At 71.2% G+C, this 24,042-nt stretch carries 19 protein-coding genes; 10 read left to right on the top strand and 9 right to left on the bottom strand.

The annotated features are described in order from the left end of the window. Positions 1–98: 98 nt before the first annotated feature. Positions 99–2,378, top strand: coding sequence for a M4 family metallopeptidase (locus J8M50_RS22220; protein ID WP_010356215.1), 2,280 nt, complete (start codon positions 99–101; stop codon positions 2,376–2,378). A gap of 86 nt (positions 2,379–2,464) precedes the next feature. On the opposite strand, the gene J8M50_RS22225 is transcribed toward J8M50_RS22220, so the two are convergent. Both J8M50_RS22225 and J8M50_RS22230 read right to left on the bottom strand, forming a co-directional pair. Beyond that, positions 2,465–3,391, bottom strand: coding sequence for a GNAT family N-acetyltransferase (locus J8M50_RS22225; protein WP_010356214.1), 927 nt, complete (start codon positions 3,389–3,391; stop codon positions 2,465–2,467). A gap of 68 nt (positions 3,392–3,459) precedes the next feature. After that, the gene (locus J8M50_RS22230) at positions 3,460–4,362 is read right to left on the bottom strand and encodes a LysR family transcriptional regulator (RefSeq protein WP_029184192.1); all 903 of its coding nucleotides are present in this window, start codon (positions 4,360–4,362) and stop codon (positions 3,460–3,462) included. A gap of 90 nt (positions 4,363–4,452) precedes the next feature. Between J8M50_RS22230 and J8M50_RS22235 the strand changes: the two genes are divergently transcribed. Together J8M50_RS22235 and J8M50_RS22240 are read left to right on the top strand one after the other, a co-directional pair. Then, positions 4,453–5,280: an oxidoreductase gene (locus tag J8M50_RS22235; protein WP_010356212.1), complete on the top strand. Its 828-nt coding sequence runs from the start codon at positions 4,453–4,455 to the stop codon at positions 5,278–5,280. Positions 5,281–5,494: 214 nt separating this feature from the next. Then, on the top strand, positions 5,495–6,019 hold the full coding sequence (locus tag J8M50_RS22240; protein ID WP_010356211.1) for a hypothetical protein: 525 nt from the start codon (positions 5,495–5,497) through the stop codon (positions 6,017–6,019). Between the two features lie 17 nt (positions 6,020–6,036). On the opposite strand, the gene J8M50_RS22245 is transcribed toward J8M50_RS22240, so the two are convergent. Together J8M50_RS22245 and J8M50_RS22250 are read right to left on the bottom strand one after the other, a co-directional pair. Further along, positions 6,037–7,113, bottom strand: a complete 1,077-nt coding sequence (locus tag J8M50_RS22245) for a DUF6745 domain-containing protein (protein WP_010356210.1) — start codon at positions 7,111–7,113, stop codon at positions 6,037–6,039. Between the two features lie 12 nt (positions 7,114–7,125). Then, positions 7,126–7,452: a DUF8820 family protein gene (locus tag J8M50_RS22250; RefSeq protein ID WP_010356209.1), complete on the bottom strand. Its 327-nt coding sequence runs from the start codon at positions 7,450–7,452 to the stop codon at positions 7,126–7,128. 174 nt (positions 7,453–7,626) lie between these two features. Here J8M50_RS22250 and J8M50_RS22255 point away from each other — a divergent pair, with 174 nt between their 5' ends. Genes J8M50_RS22255 through J8M50_RS22275 form a run of 5 tightly spaced genes read left to right on the top strand, consistent with a single transcriptional unit; the run spans position 7,627 to position 12,688 of the window. After that, on the top strand, positions 7,627–8,583 hold the full coding sequence (locus tag J8M50_RS22255) for an STM4015 family protein (protein WP_010356208.1): 957 nt from the start codon (positions 7,627–7,629) through the stop codon (positions 8,581–8,583). 5 nt (positions 8,584–8,588) lie between these two features. Further along, positions 8,589–9,731, top strand: a complete 1,143-nt coding sequence (locus tag J8M50_RS22260; RefSeq protein ID WP_010356207.1) for an STM4014 family protein — start codon at positions 8,589–8,591, stop codon at positions 9,729–9,731. Between the two features lies 1 nt (position 9,732). Continuing rightward, positions 9,733–10,545 carry an STM4013/SEN3800 family hydrolase gene (locus tag J8M50_RS22265; RefSeq protein ID WP_178855067.1) on the top strand — a complete coding sequence of 271 codons (813 nt, stop codon included), beginning with the start codon at positions 9,733–9,735 and terminating at the stop codon, positions 10,543–10,545. Further along, a complete protein-coding gene (locus tag J8M50_RS22270; RefSeq protein ID WP_078481028.1) occupies positions 10,494–11,828 on the top strand; it encodes an STM4012 family radical SAM protein in 1,335 nt (444 codons plus the stop codon). The genes J8M50_RS22265 and J8M50_RS22270 overlap by 52 nt, the downstream gene beginning before the upstream one ends. Positions 11,829–11,836: 8 nt before the next feature. After that, the gene (locus J8M50_RS22275; RefSeq protein WP_010356204.1) at positions 11,837–12,688 is read left to right on the top strand and encodes an STM4011 family radical SAM protein; all 852 of its coding nucleotides are present in this window, start codon (positions 11,837–11,839) and stop codon (positions 12,686–12,688) included. Here J8M50_RS22275 and J8M50_RS22280 read toward each other — a convergent pair. From J8M50_RS22280 to J8M50_RS22295, 4 genes are all read right to left on the bottom strand, one after another. Then, positions 12,671–15,751, bottom strand: a complete 3,081-nt coding sequence (locus J8M50_RS22280) for an alpha-mannosidase (protein WP_010356203.1) — start codon at positions 15,749–15,751, stop codon at positions 12,671–12,673. The genes J8M50_RS22275 and J8M50_RS22280 overlap by 18 nt on opposite strands. 65 nt (positions 15,752–15,816) lie before the next feature. Continuing rightward, positions 15,817–16,707 carry a carbohydrate ABC transporter permease gene (locus J8M50_RS22285; RefSeq protein WP_010356202.1) on the bottom strand — a complete coding sequence of 297 codons (891 nt, stop codon included), beginning with the start codon at positions 16,705–16,707 and terminating at the stop codon, positions 15,817–15,819. Continuing rightward, positions 16,707–17,630 (bottom strand): carbohydrate ABC transporter permease, encoded by a 924-nt coding sequence (locus J8M50_RS22290; RefSeq protein ID WP_010356201.1) that lies wholly within the window; start codon positions 17,628–17,630, stop codon positions 16,707–16,709. Before J8M50_RS22290 ends, J8M50_RS22285 begins: the two co-directional genes overlap by 1 nt. Beyond that, positions 17,627–19,006, bottom strand: a complete 1,380-nt coding sequence (locus J8M50_RS22295; RefSeq protein WP_010356200.1) for an extracellular solute-binding protein — start codon at positions 19,004–19,006, stop codon at positions 17,627–17,629. The genes J8M50_RS22290 and J8M50_RS22295 overlap by 4 nt, the downstream gene beginning before the upstream one ends. Positions 19,007–19,258: 252 nt before the next feature. On the opposite strand from J8M50_RS22295, the gene J8M50_RS22300 reads away from it, so the two are divergent. Then, a complete protein-coding gene (locus J8M50_RS22300) occupies positions 19,259–20,560 on the top strand; it encodes an ROK family transcriptional regulator (RefSeq protein ID WP_223786243.1) in 1,302 nt (433 codons plus the stop codon). Positions 20,561–20,740: 180 nt separating this feature from the next. Further along, positions 20,741–20,932, top strand: a complete 192-nt coding sequence (locus tag J8M50_RS22305) for a hypothetical protein (protein WP_010356198.1) — start codon at positions 20,741–20,743, stop codon at positions 20,930–20,932. 137 nt (positions 20,933–21,069) lie between these two features. Here the strand turns inward: J8M50_RS22305 and J8M50_RS22310 are convergent, their stop codons facing one another. Next, the gene (locus J8M50_RS22310; RefSeq protein WP_010356197.1) at positions 21,070–24,039 is read right to left on the bottom strand and encodes a helix-turn-helix transcriptional regulator; all 2,970 of its coding nucleotides are present in this window, start codon (positions 24,037–24,039) and stop codon (positions 21,070–21,072) included. Positions 24,040–24,042: the final 3 nt, after the last annotated feature.

Below are 24,042 nucleotides of genomic sequence, written 5' to 3' on the forward strand. Positions count from 1 at the left end.
TTCACCTTTTCTTCACGTACGCATCAGGCGACACCCCCCACCTGCGTTCCGTCCGCCACGGCCTCTTGACCAGAAGCCGTCCGCAGAAGGAGACCCCTTTGCCCCGGCGACCCCGCCTTCTCCCCCGGCGCAGACGCGCTACGCTCCTCGCCCTCACCGCAGCCGGCGCCCTGCTGGCCGTCGGCACCCAGACCGGCGGCGCCACGGCCGCGCCCGACGCCGGTGCCGGCGCGGGCAAGAAGATCAGTGCGATACCCCGCGCAGGCGCAGCCCAGCTCACCCTGACGCCCGCTCAGCGCACGAGCCTCCTCAAGAGCGCCACCGCCTCGGCCGCGACCACCGCCCGCAGCCTCGCCCTCGGCACCCAGGAGAAACTCGTCGCCCGCGACGTCATCAAGGACGCCGACGGCACCGTCCACACCCGCTACGAGCGCACCTACGCCGGTCTGCCCGTCCTCGGCGGCGACCTCGTCGTGCACACCGCGACCAGCGGCCGTACGACGACGTCCAAGGCGTACGAGGCGAAGCTCGCCGTCCCCTCGCTCACCCCGAAGATCTCCGCCGCCACCGCGTCGGGCAAGGCGCTCGGCGCCGCGAAGAACGCCGACGTCGCCAAGGGCGAGGCCGAGAAGGCGCCCCGTCTCGTCGTGTGGGCCGGGGAGGGCAAGCCGGTCCTCGCCTGGGAGACCACCGTCCACGGCACGCAGGCCGACGGCACCCCGAGCGAGCTGCGCGTCGTCAGCGACGCGGCCTCCGGCAAGCAGCTCCTCGCCGAGGAAGGCGTCCACACCGGCACCGGCACCGGCCAGTACAACGGCGCGGTCCCGGTCGGCTCGACGCTGTCGGGATCGACGTACCAGCTCGTCGACGGCGACCGCGCGGGCCACCGCACCTACGACCTCAACCAGGGCACCTCCGGCACCGGCACCCTCTTCACCGACGCCGACGACGTCTGGGGCAACGGCCTGCAGAGCAACCGGCAGACCGCCGGCGTCGACGTCGCGTTCGGCGCGGCGGCCACCTGGGACTACTACAAGAACGTCTTCGGCCGCAACGGCATCCGCAACGACGGCGTCGCCGCCTACAGCCGCGCCCACTACGGCAGCTCCTACGTCAACGCGTTCTGGCAGGACTCCTGCTTCTGCATGACGTACGGCGACGGCTCCGGCAACAACAACCCGCTCACCTCCCTCGACGTCGCCGCGCACGAGATGACACACGGCGTCACCGCCGCGACGGCGAACCTCGACTACTCCGGCGAGTCCGGCGGCCTCAACGAGGCGACGTCCGACATCTTCGCCGCCGCCGTCGAGTTCTACGAGAACACCCCCGCCGACCCCGGTGACTACTTCGTCGGCGAGAAGATCGACATCAACGGCGACGGCACGCCGCTGCGGTACATGGACAAGCCCTCCAAGGACGGCGCCTCGTACGACAGCTGGAGCTCCTCCCTCGGCGGCGTCGACGTCCACTACTCCTCCGGTCCCGCCAACCACTTCTTCTACCTGCTGAGCGAGGGCAGCGGCGCCAAGACCGTCAACGGCGTCGCCTACGACAGCCCGACCTCCGACGGCAAGCCGGTCACCGGCATCGGCATCCAGAACGCCGCGAAGATCTGGTACCGGGCGCTGACGACGTACATGACGTCCTCCACCGACTACGCGGGCGCGCGCGTCGCCACGCTGTCGGCCGCCACCGACCTCTTCGGCGCCTACAGCCCGACCTACCTCGCCGTCGCCGACGCGTGGGCCGGGATCAACGTCGGCAACCGCATCGCCCTCGGCGTCAACGTCGCGCCGATCCCCGCGCAGGTCTCCGGCGTCGGGCAGAGCGTCTCCCTCCAGGTCGACGCGTACACCACCAACACCGGTGCCGGTCTGACCTACGAGGCCACCGGGCTGCCCGCCGGTCTCTCCATCAGCCCCACCGGCCTCATCTCCGGCGTTCCGACGACCCTCGGGGCCGGCGACGTCACCGTCAAGGTCACCGACGCCACCGGCGCGTCCGTCTCGCTGACCTTCAACTGGCGGGTCGCCAACATCTACGCCAGCTCCACCCGCGTCGACATCCCCGACAACGGGGCCGCCGTCGAGTCGCCCATCACCATCACCGGCCGCGCGGGCAACGCCTCCGCGACCACCGAGGTGTACGTCAACATCGTCCACACCTACCGGGGCGACCTGAAGGTCGACCTGGTCGCGCCCGACGGGACGGTTTACTCGCTGCTGAACCGCGCCGGCGGCTCCGCGGACAACGTCGACCAGACGTTCACCGTCAACGCGTCGTCCGAAGCGGTCAACGGGACCTGGAAGCTGCGGGTCCAGGACCAGGCTTCGATCGACGTCGGGTACATCCAGCGGTGGCAGATCACACCGTGACGCTCTGATCGTTCGGTACGCCCGGTCTCTCTTCGGAGGGGCCGGGCGTGCTGGTGTGCGGTGGGTTGAGGCAGAGGGGGGCGGGCTCAGGTGAGGGTGACCTCCCAGGTGTCCACCGCGAAGTGCACCGTCATCCCGTGGCGTGCGTACAGCGCCGGTGCGCCCGTCGTGTTGTCGGTGTCCACGCCAAGGCCCACCGTGTCGCGGCCCAGTTCGGCGAACGTCGCGAACGCGTGCCGCAGGAGCAGGCCCGCGAGCCCCTGGCCGCGCGCTTCGCGCAGGACGCCGATGCTGCGGATCCAGCCCATCGCCGTACGGTCGTTGCGGGCGAGGAGGAAGCCGACGTCTTGTTTTTGACCGGTGCCGGCGATCCACACCAGCGACCAGTCGATCCGGTCGCCGTCGACGTCGTGGAACCACTGCTCGTACGTACGCGGCTGGAAGTCGAAGTGCTCGGCGAACGTGGCCTGGTAGAGGGCGTGGACCAGGCGGCGGTCCTCCTCGGTGACGCAGGCTCGCAGCCGTACGCCGTCGGGGAGTTGGACGGGGTGGTCCTGCTCGGGATCGACCGGCCTGTGCAGTACGTGGTATCTGCGGACGACGTCCCAGCCGCGAGCCGTCAGCACTTCCTGGTCGAGCGTCGCGCGGACGTTGAGGTAGAGGTGGACGACAGCTCGCTCGGCCCCGTTCGACCGGGCCTTCTCCAGGGCCCTCGTCTCCATCGCGGCCAGGACACTCCGGCCGGCCTCCTGGGGCTCGGGGAGGACATAGTGGTCGATGTCGATCCGCTCGCCCTCCGACTCGTCCCACAACAGGCCGTAGACGACGAGGAGTTCACCGTCGAAGGCGAGCCATGAGTCGTGGGCCAGGTCGGTGTCGGGGTGTTTGAGGTCGGCCTCGACGGTGTGCTGGTCCGTTTCGGGGCGGCCGACCTCGATCACGTCGATCGCGTTGAGGAGGGCGGTGATCTCGGGGGCGTCTTCGAGGGTGGCCGGGCGTATGAGGTACGGCATGGTGTCAGGGTCGGGGGGGTGGGGCGGGGGTCGCAAACGAATTTCGGTGCGGTCGGCTTCGCGTGCGGTCAGGCCCGTCCGGTCGCCTGGTGGCAGGCGTGTATGTAGTCCTTCACCAGGGGGCGGTGGTCGTCGGTGCGCCAGGCGAGTGCGAGGCGGCTGGGGGAGAGGCCGTGCACCGGGCGGGTGGTGACGCCGTCGAGGGCGATCAGTGGTGCGTTTCCGCTGGCCAGCAGGCAGATGCCGCGTCCGTCCACGAGGGCTTCGTACGTTTCCTCGGTGCCGGCTATTTCGGCTCCGATGCGGGGTGGTCTGCCGTTGCGGGCGTCCAGTGCGAGCCAGTGGTCCCGGAGTATTCCGGCGCTCTTCGGCAGTGCGAGGAAGGGTTCGTCGAGGAGGTCGGTGAAGTCGACGGTGTCCCGGGCGGCCAGCGGGTGGTTCTGGGGGAGGGCGACCAGGCGTGGTTCCTCGGCGACCACGAGCCAGGTGTAGCGGTCGGGGTCGGGCAGGGGGAGCCAGACGAAGGCGAGGTCGCTGGAGGCGTCGGTGAGGCCTGCGGTCGGGTCCTCCCAGCTGATCTGGCGCAGTTTCACGGTGGCGTCGGGGTGGAGGTCGGTGAACCGGGATCTGATCGCGGGGAGCAGGCCGCCGCGGCCCGGGCTGGTGCTCATCCCTATGACGAGAGTTGTGCGCTGACCGGCTTTGGCGGCCTCGACCGCCTTGTGCGCGGTGTCCCAGGCGGCCAGTATCTCGCGGGCGTGGGGGAGCAGCGCGGCGCCCACCGGGGTGAGCCGGACCTCTCGCCGGTCGCGCTCGAACAGCGGTGCGCCTAGCTGCCGTTCCGGCATCCGGATCTGTTTGCTCAGCGCGGGCTGGGAGATGAACAGCCGCTCGGCGGCGCGTGTGAAGTGCAGTTCGTCCGCGACGGCGGCGAAGTAGCGAAGGTCTCTTCCGTGCACGTCCATAGCCATGGGTTATCACAAGGGGTCTTGGACGGGTGAACGCGGCTGGCGGCAGGGTGGGGCCTGAGAGATCCGCAGTACTTACGGGAGGGACGTCCGATGAGCAAGGTGTGGCTGGTGACCGGGGCGAGCAGCGGGTTCGGCCGGGCGATCGCCGAGGCGGCGGTTGCTGCCGGGGACGTGGTCGTGGCGACCGCGCGCCGTGTCGATGCGCTGGCGGGGCTGGTTGCCGCGCATCCCGGGCAGGTGGAGGCGCTGGCGCTCGATGTGACCGACAGTGCGGGGATCGAGGTTGTCGTGCGGGATGTGACGGATCGGCACGGGCGGATCGACGTTCTGGTCAACAATGCCGGGCGTAGTCATGTGGGTGCTGCTGAGGAGACCAGCGACGCCGAGCTGCGGTCCCTGTTCGACCTGCACTTCTTCGGGCCCGCCGCGCTGGTTCGGGCCGTGCTGCCGCACATGCGTGCCCGGCGCAGTGGCGCGATCGTCCAGATGAGCAGCATGGGCGGTCAGATGTCCTTCTCCGGGTTCTCGGCCTACAGCGGGACCAAGTTCGCGCTGGAAGGGTTCTCGGAGGCGCTGGTCGAGGAGGTGCGTCCGCTCGGTATCAAGGTGCTGATCGTGGAGCCCGGTGCCTTCCGTACCAGCTTGATGGGCAATATCAGCGTCAGTGAGGAGATCGCCGACTACGCCGGGACGGTCGGCCCCACCCGGCGGATGACCCAGACTGCCGGCGGCACGGAACCGGGCGACCCGGCCAAGGCTGCGGCGGCGATCCTGGCGGCCCTGGACGCCGAGCAGACCCCGCTGCATCTGCCCCTGGGCGGCGACGCGGTCGACGCGGTCCTCGCCCACCTCGACGCCGTCCGCTCCGATGTCACCGCCTGGGAGAAGACGGCCCGCGACACCGCCTACCCGAGCTAGGCCCGGAGGGCGGGGCGCGGGCGGGCGTGAGGGTGGTCCGCTCCCCGAACTCCAAGGTCCGGCAATGCACTTGCCACCCCACTCCCGGCCTCCGGCAATCCGTGCCTCAAGCTGTCACCTCCTTCGGCAAAGACGTCTATCCGCGTAGAACCCCGGGATGCTGTCATGTGCGCGACCGCCCGGACTGTTGCCGGGCCTTCTCGGGAGACCCCCCATGTCCCGTACCACCCGTCCCGTGGTGACCGCCCTCTCCGCCTTCGCCCTCGCCGCCGCCGGACTCACGTTCACGGCGGGTACGGCTCACGCGCAGTCGTGCAGCCAGTCGTACCTTCCCCTCCCCGACCCCTCCTGCCAGCCCGGCGCCCTCAACCCCGATGTCACTCAGGACACCATCGGCTCCACCATCTGCGTCTCCGGGTGGACCGCGACCGTCCGTCCCTCCAGCTCGTACACGACCGCCCTGAAGAAGCAGCAGATAGTCGAGTACGGCTACAGCGACACCAGCACCGCCGACTACGAGGAGGACCACTTCATCCCCCTCGAACTCGGCGGCGCCCCCAAGGACCCCCTGAACCTGTGGCCGGAGCCCGAGTACGGCGACAAGACCGCCGGTAACAAGGACACCGTCGAGAACAAGCTCAAGAAGGCCGTCTGCGCGGGCCAGGTCAACCTGACCGACGCGCAGAACGCGATCGCCTCGGACTGGACGACAGCACTGTCGGACCTCGGTCTGAGCTGACCCGGCGCAGGGGGCGGTCAGGTCTCCTGGAGCGGCGCGTACGCGTCGGCGCTCAGGCCGAACGTCCAGGCCACCCCCTCTCGCGCGGTGCGCGTACGCGGCGGCACCCGCAGCCAGTACACGTTCCGTGAACCGTCCGGCTCCGGCGTGGAGTTGACGACCTCGACCATCACCACGGGCTCGTCGATGCCCATCTCGATCCGCCACAGGACGCCGGTCCCGTCCCGGTGGACCGGCTGCGCGCCCGAGTCGGCGAGGTACCGCTCGTACCCGTAGAACTCCAGCATCACGCGCCGCAGTTCGGCGTTCTCCTCGGCCTGGATGCGCTGCGGCACCAGCGTGCGCAGCTCGTCGAGGAAGTCCGGCGGCACCGGCATTCCGCGCCACGCGCACAGCGCGAACCCGTCGGGGAACGCCAGCGCCGGACCGTCCCCCCGGTCGAGCCGCCCCGCCTCGTCACGGTGCAGTTCGGTGGGCCGCTCGCAGATCACGGCGACCTTCTCGAAGGCCCACCACCACCCGGCGCTGCGACAGACCTCGGCGAGCCCGTCCAACGGCCCCTCGGCACCAGGCTGTTCAGTCAGGCTCCCGCGCGCCGGAAGCGGCGTGGTGCCGTCGTCCGGCAGCCCCGCGTCACCGGATGCCGAGCCACCCGCGAACGCCGCCAGCCACGGCGCGTCATGCTGCCCCAGCATCGCGTCCAGCAGAATCAGCCGAGCCTGTCCCGCCCGCTGCCTGCCGACCTCCTCCAGCACGCCCTCCCGGATCCGCTCGACCAGCGACTGGGTCAGCTCCCACAGCCGGCCGCCGGTCGCGGACCAGTGCGCGGACCACCCCTCCGGCCCCAACTCGCCGTGCAGCCGCCGTCGTTCGACCGCCCACGGCTCACTGCGCACGGCCTCGCGGACACTCGCCCCGGGAGCGGCCAGCCCGCCGACCACGGCCACGCCCTCCAGGGGCGAGCCCGCCCACAGGACCCGCTCCGGCTCGGCCAGCCCCGCCCGCCGGTACGCGAGCCGGACGCCCGCCTCGGCCCGCGCCCGGTCCGCCGGAACCGCCGACGCCGCACAGGCACGCCACTCGTTCACGTTCATCGTCAAGACCCCTCAGTCCGCCACGATCCGCACCGACCCGGGCACGTACTCCCGCTGCCGGATCACCCGGTACCACCCCGCCGGGAGCACGATCGTCGCGTGCTCCTCGTGAACCACCCGCCCGCCCTTGGGCACATGCAGCAGCATCGGCCCGAACGGCCCCGACTCCCGCACGAGGTCCCCCGGACCCACCACCGCATGCGCGTGCCCGGTCACCTCGCCCAGCGCCAGCACCAGCCGCCCCCGCCCGTCCCGCGCCTCTCTCGGCGCCCGCTCCACATGCGCCGGAACGGCCTCTTCGGCGACGGACACGATCAGTACGTCTCCCTGCCGGTACATGGACACACCCCCTCCAACTCGACCGCGGCGCACCTCGCGCCGCCCTCATGACCACGACCGTACGACCCACCACTGACAACGCCCCCGAACCCCGCCCCCGGCACCGCGTTGTCAGTGGCGGTTGGTACAACTTGCGGCAACAGGCCACAACCGCCGCGAGCATGGAGCCGTCGCATGACCGTCCACGAGCACCTGAAGACCTTCCACCGGCTGCCGGTCCGCGCGATCCCGCACCCGAAGGACAACAGGCCGCAGCCCGACGCGGACGCCTGCGCCTGGCGCATCGCAAGCGAGGTGTACGACTCCGGCGAGGAGTGGACGGCCGTCTTCGCCCGCTTCCTCGACACCGTCGACAGCGCGCAGGTGAAGGCGATCGTGGTCGGCGCCTGGGAGGAGGCGTACGAGACGGACCCGGCGGCCGTGATCGAGGCGATCGTCGCCGCCAAGGACCGGCTGCCCGCGCTGCGCGCGCTGTTCCTCGGGGACATGACGTCGGAGGAGTGTGAGATCTCCTGGATCCAGCAGACGGACGTCACCCCGCTGCTGACGGCCTTCCCGGAGCTGGAGGAGCTGGGCACGCGCGGCGGCCAGGACCTGGCGATCGACAGCGTCACGCACACCGCGCTGCGCCGCCTGACGATGGAGTCCGGCGGCCTGCCCGCGAGCGTGGTGCGCGGGGTCGCCGCGTGCGACTTCCCGGCCCTGGAACACCTCGACCTGTGGCTCGGCACGCCCGACTACGGCGGCGACGCCGAGATCGGCGACCTGGCGCCGATCCTGTCCGGCGCCCGCCTGCCGAGCCTGCGTCACCTCGCGCTGCACAACAGCGAGATGCAGGACCAGGTCGCCGCAGCCGTCGCCGCCGCACCGGTCGTCGCCCGCCTGGAGTCCCTCGACCTGTCGATGGGCATCCTCACCGACGACGGCGCCGCCGCCCTCCTCACCGGCCAGCCCCTCACCCACCTGAAGACGCTCGACCTGCACTACAACTACCTGACCGCCCCCGTGCGCGAGCGCCTCACCGACACCCTGACCCCGGCGGGCGTCGACCTCTTCCTCGACCGCGACGACGCGGAGGACGACGAAGAGGACGACGGCACGGTGTGGCGTTACGTGGCCGTGGGGGAGTGACACCGATGCCGCCCGCTCCCGAGGAGGTGTGCCGTACGCCCGCGTTCACGGTCGTCGGCAACCCCGAGAACCGCCGCGTGACCCTCTTCACCGACGCCGCCCGCGCGGCCGGTCTCCCGGCCCCGCGCGTCCTGGCCTGGGCGGACGTCCTCGCGGCGGGCGGCGCCGACTTCACCCCCGACGAGATCGTCCGCCTCGACTCGCCCGGCGAGAACCCCGAGGTGGACCGCGTCCTGCGCGCCGCCGACGACCCCACCCGGGTCGAAGGCTCCGCCCGCTGGTACGACGCGTTCCTCGCGACCCTGGCCACCCTGCGCGGCGGCACCCGCCTCGACGACCCGGACGACCTGGCGACCCTGTTCGACAAACGCCGCTGCCACGCACGCCTGACGGCAGCGGGTGTCCCCGTCCCGTACTCGCCCGCCGCCGAGGTCACCGGCTGGGACGACGTCCGCGCCCTGATGCGCGAGCACCGCATGCCGAGGCTCTTCGTGAAGCCCGCGCACGGCTCCTCCGCGTCCGGCGTACTCGCGGTCGAGACGGCGGGCGGCGGGCGTATCCGCGCGACGACGTCCGTCGAACGCGCCCCGGACGGGCGGCTGTTCAACTCCCTCAAGGTCCGCCGCTACGACAGCGAACGCGAGATCGCCGCGATCGTCGACAGGCTCGCCCCGGACCACCTCCACCTGGAGCGCTGGTTCCCGAAGGCGTCCCAGCGGGCCCGCGCGGCGGACCTGCGGGTCGTGGTCGTCGCCGGACGAGCCACGCACGCGGTGGTCCGCACCAGCGGCTCCCCGCTCACCAACCTGCACCTCGGCGGCCGTAGAGGCGACCTCGACGAGGCGCGCGCGGCGGTCGAGGAGGCGGGGGCGCGCTGGTCCGACGTCCTCGGGGTGGCCGAGCGGGCCGCCGCCTGCTTCCCGCGCACGCTGTGCGTCGGCGTCGACCTGCTGCCGGCGGTCGGCTGGCGCGCGGCCGTGGTCGGCGAGGTCAACGCCTTCGGCGACCTCCTCCCCGGCCTCACGGGCCTGCCGGGCAGCGGCGCGGAGGGACTCGACACGTACGCCGCCCAGATACGCGCCGCACCGGAACACGCCCGGCGCCACGCCGCCCCGAACCACGGAAGAACCACCCATGCACACGCCTGACATGGCGAGGATCGTCGGCAGTCACGACCTCCTCCTCGTCACCCTCGACACCCTGAGGTACGACGTCGCCGTCGAACTCGCCGCCGAGGGCCGCATCCCGAACCTCGCCCGCCACCTCCCCGACGGCCGCTGGGAGGAACGGCACGCCCCCGGCAGCTTCACGTACGCCTCCCACCAGGCGATCTTCGCGGGATTCTTGCCGACACCGGCCACCCCGGGACCCCACCCACGCCTCTTCGCCGCACGCTTCGCGGGCAGCGAGACGACGGCCGACGGCACGTTCGTGTACGACACCCCCGACCTGGTCTCCGGCCTGGCGAAGGAGGGCTACCGCACGGTCTGCATCGGCGGCGTCGGCTTCTTCAACCGCCAGGGCCCGCTCGGCACGGTCCTCCCCGGCCTCTTCCAAGAGGCCCACTGGGAACCGGAGTTCGGCGTCACCTCACCCCACTCCTTCGAGAACCAGGTCGCCCGCGCCGAACAGGTCGTCGCCGAACTCCCGCAGGACCAGCGCCTGTTCCTCTTCGTGAACGTCTCGGCCCTGCACCAGCCCAACTGGTTCCACCTCCCCGGCGCCACCCGCGAGGCCGGAGACACCCGCGCCACCCATGCCGCCGCCCTGGAGTACGTCGACCGCCACATCGGCCGCCTCTTCGCCGCCGCGAGCAGCCGCCGCCCCTGCTTCACGATCGTCTGCTCCGACCACGGCACGGCCTACGGCGACGACGGCTACACCGGCCACCGCCTGGGCCACCCCTCGGTATGGACGGTGCCGTACGCCCAATTCGTCCTGAACCAGGGGGAGACAGCGTGACCACGAGCCCCTACCAGTCGTACGTGTACGCCTACCCTCACAAGACGGCGTACCGGAAACTCGACGACCGCCCGCCGCTCACCAAGCTCTGGGCGGACGAACCGACGAACGCCCTCTCCCTCTACTTCCACATTCCGTTCTGCGAAGTCCGCTGCGGCTTCTGCAACCTCTTCACCCGCATCGGCGCCCCCGACGGCCTCACCACCGCCTACCTGGACGCCCTCGAACGCCAGGCGACAGCGGCCCGCGAAGCCCTCACCGAACCCCGTTTCGCCACAGCGGCGTTCGGCGGCGGCACCCCCACCTTCCTCACCGCCGCCGAACTCGACCGCCTCTGCGACCTCGCCGAACTGCGCATGGGCGCCGACCTGAAGGCGATCCCCCTCTCCGTCGAGGCATCTCCCGCGACCGCCACCGCCGACCGGCTCCAGGTCCTCGCCGACCGGGGCACCACCCGTCTCAGCCTCGGCGTCCAGAGCTTCGACGACACCGAGGCGCGAGCCGCCGTACGCCCGCAGAAACGCGCGGACGTCGAGGCGGCGCTCGGCAGGATCAGGGACGTACGCATCCCGGTCCTCAACATCGACCTCATCTACGGCATCGACGGCCAGACGGACGCGAGCTGGCTCAACTCCCTCGACGCGGCGCTCGCCTGGGACCCCGAGGAGCTGTACCTCTACCCCCTGTACGTCCGCCCCGGCACGGGACTGGGCCGACGCGCGTCCGACGCCCCCGACCCGGCCTGGGACCAACAGCGGCTGCGGCTCTACCGGTTGGGCCGCGACCATCTCCTCGCGCAGGGGTACGTCCAGCACTCGATGCGGATGTTCCGCCGTGCGGACGCCCCGGACCAGGGCGCGGACGACTACGCGTGCCAGACGGACGGGATGGTCGGACTGGGGTGCGGGGCGCGGTCGTACACGAGGGAGGTGCACTACTCCTTCGACTACGCGGTGGGGATGAGCGAGATACGCGGGATCATCGACGACTACGTGACCACCGAGGACTTCGCGCACGCGGAGATCGGCTTCGAGATGGGCGACGACGAGCGGCGCCGCCGGTATCTCCTCCAATCCCTGCTCCAGGCCGAGGGGTTGCCCGAGGACGGCCAACGGGAGCACTTCGGGCCCGAGTTGGCGCGCCTGGCCGAGCGCGGCTGGCTGGAGGAGACGGACGGCCGGCTCAAGCTCACCCCGGAGGGCCTCGCGCACTCCGACGCGATCGGGCCCGAACTCTTCTCCCCGGTGGTGCGCCGCCGCATGGCCGCGTACGAGAGGAAGTAGCCGCCGCGATGGATCTCACCCTGCTCTACCGGGGCCCGCTCGCCTCCTGCGACTACGACTGCCCCTACTGCCCGTTCGCGAAGCGCCGCGACAGCACGGACCGACTCCGGGCGGACCGCGCCGCGTTGGACCGCTTCACGGAGTGGGCGCACGCCCAGACCGACGACCGCCTGTCGATCCTCTTCACCCCCTGGGGCGAGGGCCTGACCCGCTCCTGGTACCGCCGCGCGCTGGTCGGCCTGTCCCACCTCCCGCACGTCCGCCGCGTCGCCATCCAGACCAACCTCAGCTGCCGCACCGACTGGTTGACCGAGGCAGAGCCCGACACCCTTGCCCTGTGGTGCACTTACCACCCCGGCCAGACCCCGTACGACCGCTTCCTCGCGAAGTGCCACGACCTCGCGGCGAAGGGGATCCGGTACAGCGTCGGCATCGTCGGCCTGCCCGAACACCTCGACGCGGCACGACAGTTGCGCGCCGACCTCCCCGGCCACGTCTACCTGTGGGTGAACGCCGCCGAGGGCCACACGTACGACGACGCCTCCGCCGCCGACTGGACCGGCCTCGACCCGCTGTTCCCGTACAGCCGCCGCCCGCACCCCAGCGCAGGACTCCCGTGCCGCACCGGCGAGTCGGTGATCTCGGTGGACGGCGAGGGGACCGTACGGCGCTGCCACTTCGTCCGCGCCGAACTCGGCAACCTCTACGACGGCTCCTACCGGGCCGCGTTGCAGCCGCGCGCGTGCCCGCTCGCCGTGTGCGACTGCCACATCGGGTACGTGCACCTGGAGACCCTCCCGCTGTACGACGTGTTCGCGGGAGGGGTCCTGGAGCGGATACCGCTAGCGGCCCAGCCGTAGCGTGAGGATCTGGAACGGCCGCAGGGAGAACCGCACTTCGTTGCCGCCGTGCTCCACCGACTCGCCCTCCAGCGGGCGTTCCAGCAGGTCGGTCACGGTGGCGGAGGCGAGCGGGAAGCCGGCCGTGAGGGTGGCGCGGGCGCGGGTGCCCCGGGACTCGAAGAGGCGGACGATCACGTCGCCGCTGCGGTCGTCGGCGAGCTTGACCGCCTCGATCACGACGCCGTCGTCGTCGACGGCGACCAGCGGGGCGACCGTCGCGGAACCGGCGACGACCCGCTCGCGCAGGTTGAACCGGTACCCCTCGCGCACCGCGTCCGGGACCTGGGCGCCGATCAGCAGGCCGTAGGACAGGCGGTGCGTGCCCTGGTCCTGGTCGGGGTCCGGGAAGAGGGCCGCGCGCAGCAGGGTGAGGCGGACCGTGGTGGTCGTGCCGCCGTCGGCGCGGACGTCGCGGGTGACGTCGTGGCCGTACGAGGAGTCGTTGACCAGGGCCGCGCCCCAGTCGCGCTCGCCGACGTGCAGGTAGCGGTGCGCGCAGATCTCGAACTTGGCTGCGTCCCAGGTGGTGTTGGTGTGCGTGGGGCGCTCGACGTGACCGAAGGGGATCTCGGCGGTCGAGTGCGCGGCGCGGACGTCCAGCGGGAACGCGGCCTTGAGGACCTTCTCCCGCTCGTGCCAGTCGACGACCGTGTCGACCGACAGGCGGCGTGAACCGGCGGGCAGGGTCAGCGTCTGCTCGATCCGCGAGTCGCCGAACACGCGGACCACGTGGACGCCGTCCTCGGTCGCCGTGACCGACTCGGCCTCGGTGAGGTCGCGGACGGTGTTGCGGTAGAAGACGTCCAGGTCCCAGGCGTCCCACTGGTTCGGGAAGTCCTGGTGGAGCTGGAGGAGGTTGCCGACAGTACCGGGGGCGAGGGCCTCGCGGTCGGCTTCGAGGTCGTAGGCGGAGGTGACGAGGCCGCGGGAGTCGATGGTGACGCGGACGATGCCGTTGTCGAGGACGAAGGTCGGATTATCGGACCGCACTTCACCGGACCCGGCCACCGACCCCGGCTGTGGTGCCACCGGCGCCTCCGGCCGCCCCTCCCGAACCACCGCCCCGAACGCCGCCACCCCACCCCGCGCATGCGGAGCCGCATTGAAGACGACCGTCCCCTCCCCTTCCCCGGCCAGCGCCCCCAGCGCCACCCCGATCACCCCGTTCAGCTCCCCCGCGACCCGCGCGTACGTCTCCTCCGCCTCCCGGTGCACCCATGCGATCGACGTCCCCGGCAGGATGTCGTGGAACTGATGCAGCAGCACCGTCTTCCACAGTCGGTCCAACTCCTCGTACGGATACGGCGTCCCCTCCCGCACCGCCGCCGTCGCCGCCCACAACTCGGCCTCACGCAACAGGTGTTCGCTGCGCCGGTTCCCCTGCTTCGTGGCCAACTGGCTGGTGAGCGTGCCCCGGTGGAACTCCAGGTACAGCTCGCCGGACCAGACGGGGGCGCCCCCGTTCGCCTCGTACTCGGCGTGCGCCTTGCGGAAGAACTCCAGCGGGCCGTCCATCTCGACGCGCGGCGCGCCCTCCAGGTCCTTCATGCGCTCGGCGCGGGACAGCATCTCCCGGGTGGGACCGCCGCCGCCGTCGCCGTAGCCGAAGGGGATCAGGGAGTGGTTGGCGCGCGCCTTGTCCTGGAAGTTCCGGACGCTGTGGGCGACTTGGGCGCCGGAGAGGTCGCCGTTGTAGGAGTCGACCGGCGGGAAGTGGCTGAAGATACGGGTGCCGTCGATGCCCTCCCACCAGAACGTGTGGTGCGGGAACTTGTTCGTCGTGTTCCACGAGATCTTCTGCGTGAGGAACCACTTCACCCCGGCCAGCTTCATGATCTGGGGGAGGGCCGCGTTGTAGCCGAAGGTGTCCGGCAGCCACATGTCCTCGGTCTCGACGCCGAACTCGTCGAGATAGAACCGCTTTCCGTGCACGAACTGCCGCACCAGCGCCTCGCCGCCGCTGATGTTGGTGTCCGGCTCCACCCAGAGGCTGCCGGTCGGCAGGAACTGCCCGGTCTTCGCCTTCTCCTGGGCGCGCGCGTACACCTCGGGCCGGTGCTCCTTGAGCCAGGCGAGCTGCTGGGCCTGGGACATGACGAACTTGAACTCGGGGTGGTCGTCCATGAGTTGAGTGACGTTGGAGACCGTGCGGGCCACCTTGCGGACCGTCTCGCGCAGCGGCCACAGCCACGCCGTGTCGATGTGCGCGTGGCCGACGGCGGTGACGCGGTGGGCGCCCGCGTGCGCGGGGGAGTCCAAAGCCGGTCGGAGGGCTTCCCGGGCCTTCGGAGCCGTACCGCTGATGTCCCGCAAGTCGATGGCGTCCAGGGCGAGTTCGACCGCGCGCAGGATCTGCCAGCGGCGCGGGTCGGCCGGGGAGAGCTCGTGCATGAGCTGGCCGAGGACGTCCAAGTCCTGCGTGAGTTCGTGGACTTCGCGGTCGACGACGGCCAGGTCCATGCGGCGCAGGCGGTAGACCGGGGCGCCCGGGTCGGCCGCCGGGTCGCCGAGCCAGGGGGCCGGGCCGCCGACCGTGACCGGGGTGAACGTCACCTGGTCCTGGCCGGTGTGCATGACGACCGGGTTGGCGGCGGCCTCGATGAAGACCGTGAACTCCTCGCCGCCTTCCGCCTGTTCGGTGACCGGGAGCCAGGTGTTGCGCGGGTTGAGGGCCTTCACGGCGGTGCCGTCGGCGCGGTAGACGAGGCCCTCGGCGGAGAAGCCGGCCGAGTGCGTGCCGAACCCGAGGTCGAGCACCGCCTCCACCGGCAGGCCCGCCCACTCGGCCGGTACGGTCCCGGTCACCTTGAACCAACTCGTCGTCCAGGCGGGTCCCCACGGGTCGCCGACCTTCACCGGACGGAAGGGCGCGGCCAACCCCTCGCCGACCGGCACCGGTTCACCCGGCACATCCCACGCCTCGACCGAGAGGGGTACCGCTCTGGCGTGGACGGCGGGCCGGATGCGTTCCTCCAGCACCCGGCGCAGCCGCTGTTCGGTGACGTCACGGTCGTTGTGCATGTGGATCTCCGTCGCAAGAAGTGGGGGGGCGGCCTGAGCCGAAAACCTGTGAAGCCGGAGGGAGTTCAGCCCTTGAGCGCGCCGCCGAGCGCGAACCCGCCGCCCAGCTTGCGGGCCAGCAGCAGATACAACATCACGACCGGCAGCGAGTAGATGATCGAGAACGCCGACAACTGCCCGTACTGCGTCTGGTCATGAGCGCTGAGGAACGTGAACACGCTGACGGACGCGGGGAGTTTCTCCGGCGACAGCAGCAGGATGAAGGGGACGAAGAAGTTCCCCCACATGCCGATGAACGTGAAGATGGTGACCACGACGACCCCGGGCCGCATCAGCGGCAGCACCACCCGCCACAGCACCTGCATCGTGTTCGCGCCGTCGATCCTGGCCGCCTCCTCCAGGACGATCGGCACGCCGTCCATGAAGTTCTTCATCAGCCAGATCCCGAACGGCAGCGAGGACGCGGCCAGGAACAGCGTCGTCCCCGGCATCGAGTCGATCAGGTTGACCTGCACGAACATGCTGTAGACGGGGATCATCACGGCGGTGATGGGCAGCCCCGTCGAGAACAGGATCGTGTACAGGAACGGTCGCCGCACCCGCGACCGGTACCGCGAGAGCGGGTACGCGCACAGGATCGACGCCGCGACCGTGATCGCCGTACCGAAACCGCACAGCAGAAGGCTGTTGAGCATCGGGCGGAAGGTCGTGTCGACGTTGAGGACCGCGTCGAAGTTGTCCAGCGTGAGGGAGCCGGGGAGCTTTAGCTGGAAGGTGTTGAGGTCGCTGACGGAGGCGAGGAGCATCCACAGCAGCGGCAGGACGTACAGGACCGACACCGCGAGCAGGACGACGTTCACCGACAGCTTGCCGAGCTTGAAGCGCCGTCGGGGCGAACTCCTGACAGCAGGAGCCTTGTTGACGGTCGCGGCGGGCGGAGTGGCGAGGGCGGCCATCAGTCGTCCTCCATCTTGAGCAGGCGGATGTACACGATCGAGAACAGCGCGCCGACCACGAGCAGCACCAGCGCGATCGCCGTGCCGTAGCCGATCAGGCTGTTCTGGAAGGCCTGTTGGTACATGAAGATCGGCAGCGTCTCGCTCTTGTTGCCGGGACCGCCGCGCGTCATCGTGTAAATGAGCCCGAAGACCGACAGGGTCTGGAGGGTGATCAGCATCAGGTTCGTCAGGATCGTCGGCCTGATCACCGGAAGGGTCACCCGCCACAGCCGCTGCCAGGCGTTCGCGCCGTCCATCTCGGCGGCCTCGGTGAGTTCGGCCGGTACGTCGTTGATGGCGGCGGTGAACACCATCAGCGAGAAGGCCGTACCGCGCCACACGTTGGCCAGACACACCGCCAGGATCGGCATCGTGTACAGCCAGTTCTGCGTGGGCAGGCCGATCGCGTCGAGCAGCGAGTTCAGCGAGCCCTGGTCGAAGAAGAAGGCGTACATCAGGTACCCGGCGACGACCTCGGGCAGCACCCAGGCCGCGATCACGACGCCACTGATCAGGGAACGGACCGGCTTGCTGGCCTTCTGCATCATCAGCGCGAGCGCGAGGCCCAGCGTGTTCTGCCCGACCACGGCCGAGCCGACGACGAACACGAGCGTCAGCTTCACGGCGTTGAGGAAGTCGTCGTCCTTGAACGCGCGGGTGAAGTTGTCGAAACCGACGAAGTCCGTGCCGGACGTGCCGGTCAACTGCATGTCCGTGAAGGCGTAGTAGACGCAGTACGCGATCGGACCGGCGAGGAACACGGCGAGCAGGATCACCGCAGGGACGGTCGGCAGCCCGCGCAGCAGCGAGCGGACGACGGGCGAGGGGGCGGCCCCGCGAGAGCGCTTCTCGCGGGGCGCCAGGGGGGAGACGGCGGTCACTTGGTGCCCTCGACCGTGTGGTCACCGCCGACCGCCGACTTGACATCGTTGTCGTACGTGGCTGCGGCCTTGTCGGCGGACGCCTGTCCCGTCGTCACCGACTCCATCGCCTTCTGGATCGCCGTCGAGACCTGGTTGTACTCGGGCAGACCGGGGCGGTAGTGGGTGTCGGCGACCAGTCCGGTGAAGAACTTGTTGGTCGGGACGGCCTTCAGGTACTCGGGGTCGGCGGCGACGTCGTTGCGCACGGCGATCGTCGCGTTGAGGACGTTCCACTTCGTGGAGTTGGCCTTCGTCTGGAGCGTCCCGGAGAGGAACTTCCAGGCGAGGTCGGCGTTCTTGGCCTTCGCCGGGATCGACCAGGCCCAGCCGCCGGACATGCTGGTCGCGCCGGGCGCCTGGCCGTTCTGGGTCGGCATCGCGGCCGTCCCCATCACCGAGTTCCACTCCTTCCACGGCGTCGGGCTCGTCGTCCCCCAGTTGTTCGGCATCCACGAGCCGTCGATGTCGATCGCGAGCTTGCCCTGGGGGATGAGTTCCGTGCCGACCGTGGTGCCGAAGTTGGCGCCGAGCGCCTGCTCCTTGGCCGGGCCGAGGCCGTCGTTGTAGACGGTGTGCACGAAGTCGAGGGAGTCCTTGAAGCCCTGGCTGCCGACGACCCACTTCTTCTGTGCCCCGTCGTACAGCGAGTTCCCGGCGGCCTGCGTGCCGTACAGGAGCATCTCGAAGCCCTGCATCGAGGACGCCTCGCCGCCCGCCTGGCCGGTGTAGAGGTTGAGCGGGGTGACGCCGGGGAGCTTCGCCTTGATCGTGCGCGCGGCCGTCAGGACGTCGGCCCAGGTCTTCGGCTGCCACGGGACGGCGATGCCGGCCTTCTGGAAGAGCTGCTTGTTGTACCAGATGCCGCGCGTGTCGGTGTTGTCCGGGACGCCGTACACCTTGCCGTCGGCGGCGCCCGTGACCGCGCCCTTCGCCGCCGCCGCGTACTGGGACCAGTCGGCCCACTGCGCGGTGTAGGTGTCGAGGGGCTTGAGGTAGCCGCCCGCGATGTCGGAGTTGATCAGCGCGGTGTCCTCGTAGATGAGGTCCGGAGCGGTCGAGGGGGACCGCATCATGAGCTGGATCTTCGTGTAGTAGTCGTTCTCGGAGGCGGTGACCGGGACCAGCTGGACCTTGGTGCCGGGGTTGGCGGCCTGGAACTCCTTCACGGCGGAGGCGAGGAAGTTCGCCTGGAGCTTGACCGTGCTGTTCAGGTTCTGCCAGTAGACGACCTTGACGGTCTTGGACGAGCTGCCTGACGAACCCGAACCACAGGCGGTGACAGCCAGTGCGGTGGCGGCGGTGAACGCCGCGGCGGTGACGATTCTCGTGCGCACAGTGGTTCCTCCGGAGCGCGAAACCTGGGGAATGACGAGATGTTCTACGGCTCTTTCCGGCCACAGGGGCGAGTGGGTGCGCCGCTCTGACCTGGCCTCGGCGCCACATCACCCGGACCATGCGACCGGATTTGATGGGCGTCAGCTAAATCCAATTGATGGATTAAGTCAATGCTTCCGGTGTGTAAACTTTCGGCCTGCGGCGCGCTCTGGGGGAGCGGCCGGCCGAGGTGAGGGGTCCAGGTGGTACGGGTGACGCAGCAGACGCGGGCACAGAGTGTGACGGACGGGGCGGGCGTGCCCCAGGGGAGTCCGGTGTCGACGCCGAGCGGGACGAACCTGCCGCGCGTCGGTGGCTACAACCAGGCGGTCGTCCTCGACGCCGTCCGTACGGGCGGGGAGATCAGCCGCGTCGAGCTCGCCGCGCTGACCGGCCTCACCAACCAGACCGTCTCCAACGTCGTCCGCAAGCTCCTCGACGCCGGGCTCGTCGTCGAGTCCGGGCAGGCGCCGTCCAACGGGGGCAAACGGCGTACGTTGCTGTCGCTGCGGGCGGACGGGGCGTACGCGGTCGGTGTGCACCTCGATCCGGACGTCGCCGTCATCGTCGTCGTCGATCTCGCGGGGCAGGTCGTGGGGAGCAGGCGGCTCAGACTCACCGACCCCGGGGACCCGGCCGGCATCGTGGACCGGGTGTCCCGCGCCGCCCTACGGCTCGTCGAGCGCTCCGGCGTCGACCGCGAGCGGCTCCTCGGGCTCGGCATCGCGGCGCCCGGGCCCCTCGACGGGAGCACCGGGGCCGTCGTCTCGCCGCCCAACTTTCCCGGGTGGGGGCGGGTGCCGCTCACCGAGATGTTCGCGGCGGCCACCGGGCTGCCGGTCGCCCTCGACAACGACGCGACCGCCGCGGCCATAGGGGAGCGGTGGATCGGGGGCGCCCAGCGGGCCGGGAGCTTCCTCTTCGTCTACCTCGGGACCGGGATCGGGGCCGGGATCGTCCTCGACAACACCGTGCTGCACGGGGACTCGGGGAACGCGGGGGAGTTCGGGCACATGCCGGTCGAGCCGGGGGACCGGGTCTGCCAGTGCGGCGCGAACGACTGCCTCGGCCCCTATTGCAGCCCCGCCGCGATCATCGAGGACCTCTTCGAGCGCCACGGCCCCGACACCGCCGCCGGTCTCGGCCTCATCGGCGGCCCCGACTCCGTCCACCTCGACTGGAAGGCCCTGCGCAAGGCCGCCCGCTCCGGCGACGACGCGGCCCTCGACGTCGTACGGCGCGCGGCGCGGCGTATCGGACAGGCGGCGCGGGGCGCCACGAGCCTGCTGGACGTGGGGCGGATCGTCCTCGGGGGCGAGGCGCTGCGGGGGATCGAGGGGCTGATGCGGGAGGAGATCGAGGCGGCGGTCAACCGGACGTCCGTCGCGCGGACGATCCGGGGGATCACGGTCGAGGCGAGCGTGATCGGGGAGACGGTGGGCGCGGTGGGGGCGGCGTCGCTGGTGCTGCACGGCAACTATGCGCCGGGGTGGCGGATGCTGCGGGAGGCGTGAGGGGTTCGCGGTTCCCGCCGGGTGACGGGGTGTCACAGGCTCTCCCGGCGTGTGGGGGTGACGTAGACATGATCAGGGCGGCGGGCGCGGGCCGTGATCCACCCCGTAGGCTCAGCACCGTATGCGCCACACCGCCCAGTTGTGTGCTCTGGGCCTACCAGGCAGGAAAACAGACTCGACGTGTTCAGTTACACCCCCATCTTCGACCGCCTCGTCGCCGAGCGCGGGGACATACCGGCCCAGGTCCGAGCCGAGGCGGAGGGGATACAGCGCGATCTGGCCCGCATCATCCAGGCCCCACCGATCGGCGCGGGTCCGCTCGGGCGTCGGCCGTACTCTCCCGACGGGGGGTCCGGATCGGCGTTCTTGTGAGGGGGAACGGGGGTTTCGCGGGGGAACGGGGTGTGCCGGGTACGTGACCTGCCCGTACCCGATGACCAGTACGCGTACGCCGCCGAGCGAGACGGGCCGACGGTGCCCGAACAGTGTCCGTGCGGACCGGTCCGGGATCACCGGCCGGTGTCCGTCGGGTCGGCGGCCGTCCGGGGCTGCGTGAGGTTCTCGTTCAGCCAGAAGGCGGCCAGCTCCGTCCGGGAGCGGCAGCCCGTGCGCTGGAACAGCCGCGCCAGGCGCTGCTCCACGGTCTTGTGGCTGCACGCGAGTTCCGCGGCGATCCGCCGGTTGGTCGCGCCGTCGCTGACCATGCGCAACAGCCTGGCGTCGGCGTCGCTCAGCTTCTCGTCGGCGCGGCGCAGACGCGGGAGAGGGATGCCGCGTACGCGCGCGGCGCGGTGGGCGGCGGTGCGGAACGGGCCCCCGAGACCGAGGCGGCGGGCCTCGCGTACGGCATCCGCCAGCCAGGGCTGTGGGTCGTCGGCGATGTGCGTCAGGCACATGCAGCACAGGACGCGCAGGTCGGCGTCGCCCCGCCGCTCGATCATCCGGTGGGCGGCCAGCGCGCTGTCCGTGTCGTGGTGGGCGAGGCCGCGTGCCAGGAGGAGCGCCTCGTGGGTCAGCGGCGCGTCCGCCTCCTCGTGCAGGGTCTCCAGTTCCTCCACGACCTGCTGGACCAGGTACGGTCGGTCGTCGAGGGCGGCAAGCGACAGAATCCCCAGCAGCAGCCGCTCGACCCCGGCGAGCTGCCCGTCCTTCCGCGCCCGCCGCGCGTCGTACCAGGCCCCCTCCAACGCCTCCTCCGCCCCGCCGGACCAGTACCGCACGGCCAGCCGCGCCCGGCCCGCCAGGGGGTGGGTGAGGCTGTCGGGGACCAGACCGAGCCACGTACGGGCGTGTACGAGGTTCCCGCGCGCACAGTGGATCTCCGCGGCCAGCGCCCGCGCGGGGTAGGGGGTGCCGGCAGTGTTGCGCACCTCGATACGGCGGGCTGTCGCGAGCGCGGCGTCCCAGTCCCCCGCGAGATGGTCACGCACCATGCCCCGGTACTGGGCGGCGACACTGTCCGCCGCGGTGACATACCGATCACCGAGGACGGCGGCGAACGCGCCGGACAGATCGGCATGGGCGGCGGCTTGCCGCAGCCGCTCCAGACTCCCGGCGTCGAGGGCATCGACGGGCAACTGGCGCCGGGCTCGGTCCAGTTCGGTACGGCTGCCTAACGCGGCGGCGACTAGGCGGAGTTCGGTGGGGGAGGGGAGGGGGGTGAGGGGGTGTGGGGGGTGGTTGGCGGAGGGGGTTAGGGGGTGCTCGGGAACGGACTCCGGGGTGTGGTGCCGGGGTGTGAGGGGGTGCTCGGGGTCGGTGCCCGGTGTGTGGCTGGCGGCTGTGAGGGGGCGCCCCTTCACGGCTTCCGGCGTGTGGTCGGCGGCCGTCAGCCAGCGCCCGGCCCCGGCCTCCGACGTCTGGTCGGCAACCCGCACCCGTCCGGACGTGAGTGGGCCGATGCCGTACAGGCCGCCGAGCGCCGCCAGTTCGCCTGCGGCGGGGAACTCGTCGTCGGGCATGCGGTGTTGGTGGAGCGCCGCCCACGCCCGCGCGGCGGCGACGCCCTCCAGGCCCGGCGTGGGTGACGCGTCCAGGACGGCGTACAGCGGCTTTCCGAGCGTGAGCAACCCCTCGTGGTCCCCGTGCCGCAGGCTCAGGCCGCTCGCCTCCCTGAGCACACCCGGCGTACGCGGATCGTCCGGTGCGAGTCGGGTGAGTGCGGCGGCGTACGCGCGGGCCGAGCGGTGCCAGTCTGTCCTGGCCTCCTCGCGGGCCGCCGCTAGCAGCAGGGGTACGGCGACGGAGTTCGGTACGCGCGTGCCCGACTCCGCGACGCGGTCGGCCAGCCGGGGATGGCCGCGCCCGGTGGCCTCGGCACCGATCCGCTCCGCCAGCGAGGTGACGTACCGGGCGGAGTTGGCCTGGACGTCGCGGGCGAAGGGCAAGGCCCGCAGAGTCGCCGCGAGGGCCGGGACGGCGAACGACAGGCGGCCCCGGGCGTCGGCGGCCAGCACCCCGTCCGTGATCAGGCGGTCCAGCCTGCGTTCGAGGGCCCGGGCACCGGCCGACGGCGTCATCCGGAACGCGTCGTCGACATGCACCTCGGCGTGGTCCAGCACACGTGCGGTGACGATCGCGGCCTCGACGGTCCCGGAGTACGGCGGCTCGTGGGACCGGCCGAACCCGAGAGGGAACGCGTCCTCGACGGCCAGCCGCAGGCAACTCGCAGGGCGGGCGAGGCACATCAGGCCGTCGAGTTCCAGCAGTTCCCGCTCGTCCAGGGTGCCGAGGACGGACAGGACGGCGCGCGGGTTGCCCGCCAGTGAGCCCAGGGCCAGGGACACCGCGTCCGCCAGCGCGGGATCGGCCGGGCGGCCGAACCGCCGGGTGACGTGGAGGTCGACCAGCCCGGCGACGTCGGCCGGGCGCAGCGGGGGAAGTTCGAGGACGTGGTCGGCCGGGGGCCGCGCGTGACCGGCGGTCATCACCACAGGTACGCCGTACGGGCGGAAGACCCGCAGCAGCAGCCCCAACGCGTCGGCGGCGTACGGCGGTAGACGGTCGACGTCGTCGACGACCAGCGCGAGCGGCACCCGGCGCGCCGCCGAGGCCAGCGCCCCGGACAGCGCGGACAGCCCCTCCACCCCGCCGACCCGCCCCGCCGCCCGCAACCGCGACCTCACGGCTCCCGGCAGTCCGGCCAGACGGTCGTCCGGGTTCGTGAGGACCAGGCCGCATGCCGCGTCGCCCTCGCCCGCCGGACCGACCCCCACCACCGCCGTCCCGGCCCGGGCCGCCGTACGCCGCGCCTCCTCCAGGACGGTCGTCCTGCCCATCCCGGCCCCGGCGGTGACGAGCAGGACACGCGCCGCTCCGCCGGTGGCCCGAAGTGCGTCCGTCAGTGTCCGGATCTCGCCGTCCCTGCCGACGACCGCCCCACGCCGCTCCCGCACCCTGCCATCCCGTTCCTCGTGGTCGCCCCCGGGGGAAGACGACACCTCGCCGTACTCCGTTCCCGCTGCCCGGATGAAGATCATCTC

Source organism: Streptomyces acidiscabies, assembly GCF_020010905.1.
Classification (GTDB): Bacteria; Actinomycetota; Actinomycetes; order Streptomycetales; family Streptomycetaceae; genus Streptomyces; species Streptomyces acidiscabies.